Consider the following 7829-nt stretch of genomic DNA (forward strand, 5'->3'; position numbering starts at 1 on the left):
ATTATTCTTCCCAAATCTGATTGGGAAGTTTTCCGATATCGCGAAAGTCCAGCTTGCCGGCTGCGGGTGCAGCGACACTCACCAGGCGAGCCAAGGGCTTACCGGCACGTTCAATAACAATCTCTTCGTCCTTAATGGCAACCTGGTTCAACAGGTTGCCAAAATTTTGACGTGCTTCCATTGCAGATACAACTTTTGCCATAGTTCTATAAAAATAAAATTTTGGTCTGCATAAATAATTATATTCTGCCCCATGGCGCAAGAAATCAAGTCCTTTACCGTTACCCAGTACCTGACATCCCTAAAAAAGAGGGTTGAAGAAACCCCTTCTGTATGGGTTCGCGGGGTTATTACCCGAATGACGGTAAAACCCAACATTGTCTACATCAGTATCGCCGACTTTGTGGAAGGAAGTGTCAAGCCCGTTGCCGCCCTGGACTTGACTTGTTTTGCCAGCCGTTTTGCCTACATCCTCGCCAAGATCCAGAGTTTTGAACAACCCTTCGAATTACGGGAAGAATTAAAGGTAAGCTTACAGATTAAAGCAGACCTTTATATTCCCACCGGGAGATTACAAGCCCAGATTCTGGACATTGACCCGGTATACACCGTTGGAGAACTGGCCCTTACAAAGAGTGCCATTCTAAAACGTCTGGCCGTAGAAGGCTTGCTAGAAAAAAACAAGAGTCTGAATCTTGCCGAAATGCCCATGCGCATCGGTTTAATTACCGGCGAAAAGACAGCCGCCTTTAAGGATTTTACATCAAAGCTATCAGACTCCCCTTTCGCATTTAAGGTCATGACCGTTTACGCCAAGATGCAGGGAGAAGAAACAGAAAAGTCGGTATTGGCTGCGCTTGAAAAACTTGCCCGCGAGCCTTCTCTCGATGTCGTTTGCATCGTCCGTGGAGGAGGATCCAAGACCGACTTGAATTACTTCGATAGCGAAGCCCTCTGCCGTGCTGTAGCCAACTATCACATTCCCGTTTTCACCGGCATCGGCCACGAAATTGATAAAAGTTTGCTGGACGAGGTGGCCTACCAAAGCTGCATCACGCCTACAGATACCGCCAAGCGCATTATTGACCGAGTCAATGATGGCTGGAACAAAATGCTTGTAGCCGCCCAAAATGTAGCCATCGGCGCCAAGGACGCAATCCTTCGGGAAAACCAGACCTTGGCCAATGCAGGTGCCCGCCTACAGCAAAAAGTAACAGCTAAAATTCAGAACGAAAAAACAAAGTTAGCCGTTTGCGGAAGCAATTTAAAACGAGACCTGAATTACATCATTCGAGACGAGAGTGCCCGACTGGACCGAAACACAGAAGGTTTAAAACAAGGATCCCGCAAAATTCTTGACCTCGCCAAATCCAAATTTACTCTATCCGAAGTACGTGTAAAAGCGGCAGACCCGGCAACCACCTTAGCCAAGGGATATTCCCTCACTCTGGACGCCGCAGGTAAGTTTATACGTAACGCAAGTCAGTTAAAAGCTGGCGACAAGATGACCACTCGCCTTCGCGACGGAGAAGTCACCTCCGTGGTGCAGTGACATCAAAATCAAGAACAGCCACTTATTGGAATATTGGCAAAGTCTCAATTTTTTCGAAACGTTTTGTTGTTCCGTCTAGCTTAAAATAACGGACCCCATCCCCAAGGGATAGCATCACATAATTGGGAGTCAAAATCTGCAGGTACTTGTTTAACTGCTGCTGTAAAGCAGGCCAGTTGTATTCCCCGGGAGCCTTGCACTCCACCAGAAGCCAAGGTTTGTCTATCGTAGCACCGTCACGGAAGTTATGGACCATAATGTCCACACGGTCGTCCGTCTTCGGATCAACGACATTCAACGAAAACTCTACCGCAATCAAATGTTCCGGAACTTTCACCTGGTCCAGCAAATAACGGATAGTCGCCTGGCGCACGTGTTCTTCGGGCGTCGCCGGGACATCCTTCTTGCGGATTGGGTCATATAAAGTTTCAGAAGCCATGTACAAAATGTAAAAAAAATAGGCAGGCTTTTTTCATTTTTTGGGCTCCACACGCCCCCATTTTGCAGATTCGGAGCCCAATATTACACACAAACTAACAATAAAATTCACTTTAACTGAATCCAATGGACTCCATATTCACAACAACTCCCATTTTGGAGTCCATTTCAATGAGCGTCCTCTCAAAAACATCTCATACAAACTAAAAAACACAGGCTCCAAATCGGGAAAAATCTTAATTTGGAGTCCAATTTTCCCCAAAAAAAGACTTTTTATGCCTTGACTTACATAAAATCCAGAAGTATATTTTAGGACATGAACAAGATCTTTGAACAGAACATCATCGCAGCAGCAATTGCGGCAGGCGCGGCGGAAGCACGAGCCTGTGTTGAATCATACGCGACTGTTCAAGAATTGTAAAGGGTCTATACGCAACCAACAAGCGAATCAGACAAAAAGGAATTCAAAGGGCAGTCCCGCAAGGACAGCCCTTTTTATTTTAGCCAATTTTAAACCAAAAACAACAAACAAGGAAAATTCAAAATCATTTTTTATCTATTATTAAGCGGTAAATTATTTGAATTTTCAATACGATACAGGAGTATAAAATGAGAAAGCGTTTGCTTACCGAAGGTGCCAAGGAACTGTCTTACGAAATTCGTGAGATCGTTAAGAAGGCGAACCTCCTGAAAACGCTGGGTATGTCCAAGATTCATTGGGAAAATATTGGCGACCCCATCGAAAAGAAGTGTGAAGTCCCTGAATGGATCAAGGACATCGTTGTTGACCTTTCCAAGGAAAACCGTTCCTATGGTTACTGCCCGTCCAAGGGTATGCTGGAAACCCGCGAATTCATCGTGAAGGAAACCAACAAACTGGGCGGCGCCCAGATTACCGTTGACGACATCCTGTTCTTCAACGGCCTCGGTGATGCAATCGCCACATTGTACAGCCTCCTGTCCATGACCACCCGTATCATTGGACCGTCTCCTGCATACAGCACCCACAGCTCTGCAGAAGCAGCACATGCACACTCTGCTCCTATCACCTACAGCATGAAGCCGGAAAACCACTGGTATCCGGACCTGGAAGAACTTGAAAACAAGGTGAAGTACAACCCCTCCATCGCTGGCATCCTGATTCTGAATCCGGACAATCCCACTGGCATGGTCTATCCTCTTGAAATTCTCCAGAAGATCGTTGATATCGCAAAGCGTTACAACCTGTTCATCATCTGCGACGAAATCTACAACAAGATTACCTACAATGGAGCAAAGGCTTACGCTCTGGCCGAATACATCGGCGACGTTCCGGCTATCGCTCTCAAGGGTATCTCCAAGGAATATCCGTGGCCGGGCGCACGTTGCGGCTGGGCTGAATACTACAACCGCGACAAGGACGAACAGTTCGACGCCTTCTGCCGCGCTCTTGACAACGCCAAGATGGTTGAAGTCTGCTCCACCACCCTTCCCCAGATGACCATTCCTCGCGTGCTGGGCGATCCTCGCTTCATGGAACACCGCCAGGCTCTGAACGAAAAGATTGGCCGTCGTAGCGCTATTATTAACGAAATTCTTTCCGACATTCCGGAACTGTATTTCAACCCCACTTACGGTGCATTCTACAACACCATCATCTTCCGTGAAGGTGTTCTGAACAACCACCAGAGCCTGAAGATCGACAATCCGCAGATCAAGGCCAAGGTTGAAGAATGGTGCTCCAAGACCGAAAATCTGGACTACCGCTTCGTGTACTATCTGTTGGGAGCAAAGGGTATCTGCGTGGTGCCCAGCACCAGTTTCTGCACAGACCTCAAGGGCTTCCGCGTGACGCTGCTTGAAGAAGACGAAGCAGAACTGCGCAGCGTGTTCACCACCATCCACGACGCCATCATCGAGTACCTGCACAGCTGAATCAGTGGTTAGTAAACAGTGGTTAGTAAACAGTAATCACTAACCACTAGCCACCAACCACTAGCCACTAAATATGAAATCTTTCGATCTTCAGGTCAAGAACGTTTCCAAGAGCTTCGGCTAAAAGGCCGTGCTCGAGGGAATTGACGTATTCATCAAGGACGGCCAGTTCGTGACTTTGTTTGGTCCTTCCGGTTGCGGAAAGACCACGCTCCTTCGCATTGTCGCAGGCTTCGAAAAGGCCGACGCAGGCGAAGTGATTCTCAGTGGTGAAGTCATTTCCAGCAAGTCTCCGGCACACCGCCCCATCAATACGGTGTTCCAGAGTTACGCCCTGTTCCCCATCTGAACGTTTTTAACAACATCGCTTTCGGTCTCAAGAGTCATAAGGTTCCTTAGGACGAAATCGAGAAGCGCGTAAATGCCATGATGGGAATGGTGAACATCACCGACCTGAAAAACGAAATGCCCGCGCCTTGGTGAACGAGCCCGACATTCTGTTGCTGGACGAACCCCTCAGCGCGTTTGATGCAAACCTCCGCAAGAAACTCCAGGTGGAACTGAAGGAAGTCCAGAAGAAGACGGACACCACCTTCATCATGGTGACGCATGACAGGACGAAGCCATCGCCGTAAGCGACCGCGTGCTGGTGATGTACAAGGGAGCCATCGTACAGGATGGCACTCCCGAAGATGTTTACGAACATCCGGTGAACCGCTTTGTGGCCACCTTCATGGGCGAGTGCAATATTCTGGAATGCAAGCGTGCTTCCGATGACAAGGTAACTTGTGCATTCGGAGAACTGATTGCAGAACTGCCCGGCGTCGGTAACGCAGAAAGCCTTAAGCTTCGTGTGATGACCGCCCCCGACGAAATCTACAACCCAGGCGACCTCGTCAAAAGCCCTTGCAAATTTTCCTTAAGTAATTTTCCCATAAAAAGAAAAAGTCCCGCACAAAGTGCGGGACATTTTTCCTTAAGAAGTAAAAGAACTACTTACCAATCTTTGCGGCGGCTTTTTTCTTAAAACCTTCCACAGCCTTGTTGACTGCAGCCCTATACACATCCACGGTACCACTGGCCTTCATGTCAACGCCACCATTGCTATAGCGGGCATAGTCATCACCTTCAAACTGATCCCATCCGCGATCAGAATAAAGGATCATATTACCGGACTTGTCAACCAAGGCCACATCCACACGGACAATCGGAGTCACGCGATTCATCAATTTGGTCATCATCCCTTTTTCGTAGGCAAACTGAAAATCCGCAATAGCGATAGCATCGACATCAAGCTTTTCACAAAGTTCGCCAACCGGCTTTAGAATAAAATCTTCCACCTTCGTGTTATTCACATAGTAATGACCAGATGGAACAATGTAGTTGTAAGGAAGCGGCATCATGCCTGTCGGGGTAACATAACGCGGTTTTTTGGCATTATGGATTTTGTCCATGTGAAGATGGTTTTCGGCATTTTCAATAGCCTCAGCAGTCTTTTGAATTGCATCGCTTGCAAAGAAAGCTTTCACATCTTCGCTATTGAGTGTTTCTTCAAAAGGAACGACTGTCCATCCATCGATGCTACTTAATGCCTTATGCAATTCATTTGCACCATGAGTTACGATGGTCACCTGTTCTTCGGTAAAGTATTCAACATTATCCTTGATAATGCCACCGACAAATGACATCAACGTTTCCTTTTTTTCTTTAAACTCTTCAATGTCAATAAATTCCTCGTTACCAGTAACAGCAAGAATAGCAATCTTCTTTACATTTCCAATATCGGGTTTCTTAACATTAATACCTGCGCAAGAGCAAAGCAAAAGCGCTAAACAACAAAACAAAATTATTCTCTTCATGAGAGCTCCTTCAAATATTTTTTTGTTCAAAAATTGCGATTGTCTTCAAGGCAAAAGCCCCGCACAAAAGTGCGGGGCATTTTTACTTAAGAAGTAAAAATTACTTTGCAAGGAAAGTCGGGCATTGCATGCCTTCACCATAGTAATATTCTGTACCGAACATCTTGTCTCCGGTCGGGCATTCAACAGTATAACCTGCCGGGCAGTTTTCAACAAGTTCGGCATTGTCACCCTGACACATTTCTTCAATCATGTCAGCATTTGCGGTACAATTTGTTACCTGACCATTGTACTTGTAAACGCAGGCCTTGGAGCTTGCGCTAGAAGAGGAATCATCGCTACATGCGGTAAACATTGCGGCGACAGCAAATACAGACAGAAGGATAATCTTATTCATTTTTTTTCCTTGATAATTGTGATATGGTAGAATATAGCTTAAAAAAGTTTCCAGAACAAGGGATTTACGTTCCTTATTTCTTGTAAAAATTCACGAATTGTCTACGAAAAAATCCTATATGTAACAGGGTGAAACATATAGAAAATTCGGCTAAAAATACGTGGAAAATGAGGAGTGTTTGAGGGAAAGCGGTTGTTGCGGGCGGTCGGGAGTTACTTGGTTCTTTTCTACTATTTGATTGTAAAATAATGAGGAAAACTTTATGAAGTTTGGTTTGTTGAAAGTTTGCAAAGTGAAATTTTTTCGCGCCCCGCCTTGACGCCGCCCAAATTTTTGTATAAATTCAATAATGAACAAAAGAACACTAATCAAGCCGTCGCTTTTTCAAGCCTGTAGCGACTGGAGGAAGAATGGATAGAAAACACGAAGTTGATGTGCCTATAGATGCCATCACAGATTGCCTAACCGAAGCGGAAACCGGCAAAACTTATCCCACGGATTATTATCAGATTACAAAAAAGATTACTGCAAAGACCGCAAAAGAATTGATTCTGGCGGGTTGGCGCTTTGACTGGAGCCTCCCACAAAAGAACGGATTCCAGGTAATAAAGTTATCCCTTAAGGACTCTTCCGTACTTCAGGGACTTATTGCCCTGGCGCATTATCCCGACCTGAAATTCACGCAGATCGACCTTGTAGAGGCAGCCCCTTCAATGTCGGCGCCAATGGCAAATTTCGTGGCGTCGGAGCACACCTTTTTGCAATTGCCTGTAAGCTGAGTATGGAAAACGGCAACGAAGGTTTTGTCCGCTTTACGGCAAAAACAAACTTGGTTGATCACTATGCAAAAACTTTGGGGGCCGTAGCAATCGACTCTCAAAATATGTATATTGATACCAAAGGGGCACTTCGCCTCATCCAAAAGTATTTTCCCGAGGAGACACAAAATGATTCAGAAAAAATCTAGCGAATTTTTTGATCAGTTTGGATCCGCCATGAAGGATGGCCGCCTGACAGAACCTTCCAACGGGAAAAACTTTGACTTGCACAAAGCGATTGAACTTTCCCAAAAGCTGGGGCGTCCCCTTAAGGAAAACGAAATCGCTCAATTTGCCGTGTAGCAAAAGCGGTTGAATCCCGCTTTCGCGTTGAAAATATTTGTATTCGATAAAATAGGGCGAAATGGCGTTGGTCCTTCCCTGGAATGCTGTAAAAATGTATATTAGCGGGAAGCGAAGGAGGTCGATTATGGCGACAATAACAATGGAAGTCCCGGAAGACATCATGAATTTCATGGTGTGTGAAAACAAGTGCGATGAGCTCCGTCGCAACGCTTTGTTGCTGTACCCCTTTATCAAGAACGAGACAATCTCGCATGGTCGTGCCGCCGAAATTTTGGGCATTTCCAAGTGGGAACTGATTGAATTGTATGGGAACGAGGGAATCCCGTATATTGACCTGAGCTGGGAAGAAGTTGAACAGGACGCAGGCAATGTGATGGAACTACTTTCCAAGAGGTAGGGATGATTCAAACCCGATTTTTCAAGAGGAAGCCGACAAAGTAAAAAACTGCAGTTTTCTCAAGAAAATCTCGATTGCCAATAGCAACACTGTCCCGAATTCTATTTGCAAATGCATAATCCGAGCGGAATCTGAAGGATGCAAAAAA

At 45.8% G+C, this 7829-nt stretch carries 13 protein-coding genes; 9 read left to right on the forward strand and 4 right to left on the reverse strand.

The features are described from left to right. Position 1: 1 nt before the first annotated feature. A complete protein-coding gene (locus B7992_RS10005; RefSeq protein WP_073158340.1) occupies positions 2-202 on the reverse strand; it encodes a type II toxin-antitoxin system Phd/YefM family antitoxin in 201 nt (66 codons plus the stop codon). Between the two features lie 51 nt (positions 203-253). Here B7992_RS10005 and xseA point away from each other — a divergent pair, with 51 nt between their 5' ends. Further along, positions 254-1552, forward strand: coding sequence for an exodeoxyribonuclease VII large subunit (xseA, locus tag B7992_RS10010; RefSeq protein WP_088666199.1), 1299 nt, complete (start codon positions 254-256; stop codon positions 1550-1552). 22 nt (positions 1553-1574) lie between these two features. Here xseA and B7992_RS10015 read toward each other — a convergent pair whose 3' ends face one another. After that, a complete protein-coding gene (locus B7992_RS10015) occupies positions 1575-1991 on the reverse strand; it encodes a type I restriction enzyme HsdR N-terminal domain-containing protein (protein WP_073158334.1) in 417 nt (138 codons plus the stop codon). A gap of 608 nt (positions 1992-2599) precedes the next feature. Between B7992_RS10015 and B7992_RS10020 the strand changes: the two genes are divergently transcribed. From B7992_RS10020 to B7992_RS10030, 4 genes are all read left to right on the forward strand, one after another. Further along, the gene (locus tag B7992_RS10020) at positions 2600-3904 is read left to right on the forward strand and encodes a pyridoxal phosphate-dependent aminotransferase (protein WP_073284441.1); all 1305 of its coding nucleotides are present in this window, start codon (positions 2600-2602) and stop codon (positions 3902-3904) included. Between the two features lie 130 nt (positions 3905-4034). Further along, entirely contained in the window at positions 4035-4253 is a 219-nt protein-coding gene (locus B7992_RS10025; RefSeq protein ID WP_088658635.1) for an ATP-binding cassette domain-containing protein, read from the forward strand. Between the two features lie 127 nt (positions 4254-4380). Continuing rightward, a complete protein-coding gene (locus tag B7992_RS16690) occupies positions 4381-4539 on the forward strand; it encodes a hypothetical protein (RefSeq protein WP_176421909.1) in 159 nt (52 codons plus the stop codon). A gap of 8 nt (positions 4540-4547) precedes the next feature. Next, a complete protein-coding gene (locus tag B7992_RS10030; protein ID WP_141100437.1) occupies positions 4548-4931 on the forward strand; it encodes a hypothetical protein in 384 nt (127 codons plus the stop codon). Here B7992_RS10030 and B7992_RS10035 read toward each other — a convergent pair. Together B7992_RS10035 and B7992_RS10040 are read right to left on the reverse strand one after the other, a co-directional pair. Continuing rightward, a complete protein-coding gene (locus tag B7992_RS10035) occupies positions 4897-5763 on the reverse strand; it encodes a hypothetical protein (RefSeq protein WP_139259129.1) in 867 nt (288 codons plus the stop codon). The genes B7992_RS10030 and B7992_RS10035 overlap by 35 nt on opposite strands. Before the next feature lie 100 nt (positions 5764-5863). Further along, entirely contained in the window at positions 5864-6160 is a 297-nt protein-coding gene (locus B7992_RS10040) for a hypothetical protein (RefSeq protein ID WP_073158317.1), read from the reverse strand. 410 nt (positions 6161-6570) lie between these two features. Here B7992_RS10040 and B7992_RS10045 point away from each other — a divergent pair, with 410 nt between their 5' ends. The 4 genes from B7992_RS10045 (at position 6571) to B7992_RS10050 (ending at position 7681) form a co-directional block, all read left to right on the forward strand. Continuing rightward, positions 6571-6939: a hypothetical protein gene (locus tag B7992_RS10045; protein WP_199173999.1), complete on the forward strand. Its 369-nt coding sequence runs from the start codon at positions 6571-6573 to the stop codon at positions 6937-6939. A gap of 2 nt (positions 6940-6941) precedes the next feature. Further along, complete coding sequence (locus B7992_RS16965; protein ID WP_199174000.1) at positions 6942-7127, forward strand: hypothetical protein; 186 nt, start codon at positions 6942-6944, stop codon at positions 7125-7127. Next, on the forward strand, positions 7108-7281 hold the full coding sequence (locus tag B7992_RS16695) for a hypothetical protein (RefSeq protein ID WP_176421910.1): 174 nt from the start codon (positions 7108-7110) through the stop codon (positions 7279-7281). Before B7992_RS16965 ends, B7992_RS16695 begins: the two co-directional genes overlap by 20 nt. 127 nt (positions 7282-7408) lie before the next feature. Continuing rightward, a complete protein-coding gene (locus tag B7992_RS10050; RefSeq protein ID WP_073158314.1) occupies positions 7409-7681 on the forward strand; it encodes a UPF0175 family protein in 273 nt (90 codons plus the stop codon). Positions 7682-7829 lie beyond the last annotated feature (148 nt).

Origin of the sequence: Fibrobacter sp. UWH1, from assembly GCF_002210365.1 — a bacterium.
Classification (GTDB): domain Bacteria; phylum Fibrobacterota; class Fibrobacteria; order Fibrobacterales; family Fibrobacteraceae; genus Fibrobacter.

Excerpts from the sequence above, each read along its gene's own strand:
- B7992_RS10005 (WP_073158340.1), bottom strand. The coding sequence starts at position 202 with ATGGCAAAAGTTGTATCTGCAATGGAAGCACGTCAAAATTTTGGCAAC.
- xseA (WP_088666199.1), top strand. The coding sequence starts at position 254 with ATGGCGCAAGAAATCAAGTCCTTTACCGTTACCCAGTACCTGACATCC.
- B7992_RS10015 (WP_073158334.1), bottom strand. The coding sequence starts at position 1,991 with ATGGCTTCTGAAACTTTATATGACCCAATCCGCAAGAAGGATGTCCCG.
- B7992_RS10020 (WP_073284441.1), top strand. The coding sequence starts at position 2,600 with ATGAGAAAGCGTTTGCTTACCGAAGGTGCCAAGGAACTGTCTTACGAA.
- B7992_RS10035 (WP_139259129.1), bottom strand. The coding sequence starts at position 5,763 with ATGAAGAGAATAATTTTGTTTTGTTGTTTAGCGCTTTTGCTTTGCTCT.
- B7992_RS10040 (WP_073158317.1), bottom strand. The coding sequence starts at position 6,160 with ATGAATAAGATTATCCTTCTGTCTGTATTTGCTGTCGCCGCAATGTTT.
- B7992_RS10045 (WP_199173999.1), top strand. The coding sequence starts at position 6,571 with ATGGATAGAAAACACGAAGTTGATGTGCCTATAGATGCCATCACAGAT.
- B7992_RS16965 (WP_199174000.1), top strand. The coding sequence starts at position 6,942 with ATGGAAAACGGCAACGAAGGTTTTGTCCGCTTTACGGCAAAAACAAAC.
- B7992_RS16695 (WP_176421910.1), top strand. The coding sequence starts at position 7,108 with ATGATTCAGAAAAAATCTAGCGAATTTTTTGATCAGTTTGGATCCGCC.
- B7992_RS10050 (WP_073158314.1), top strand. The coding sequence starts at position 7,409 with ATGGCGACAATAACAATGGAAGTCCCGGAAGACATCATGAATTTCATG.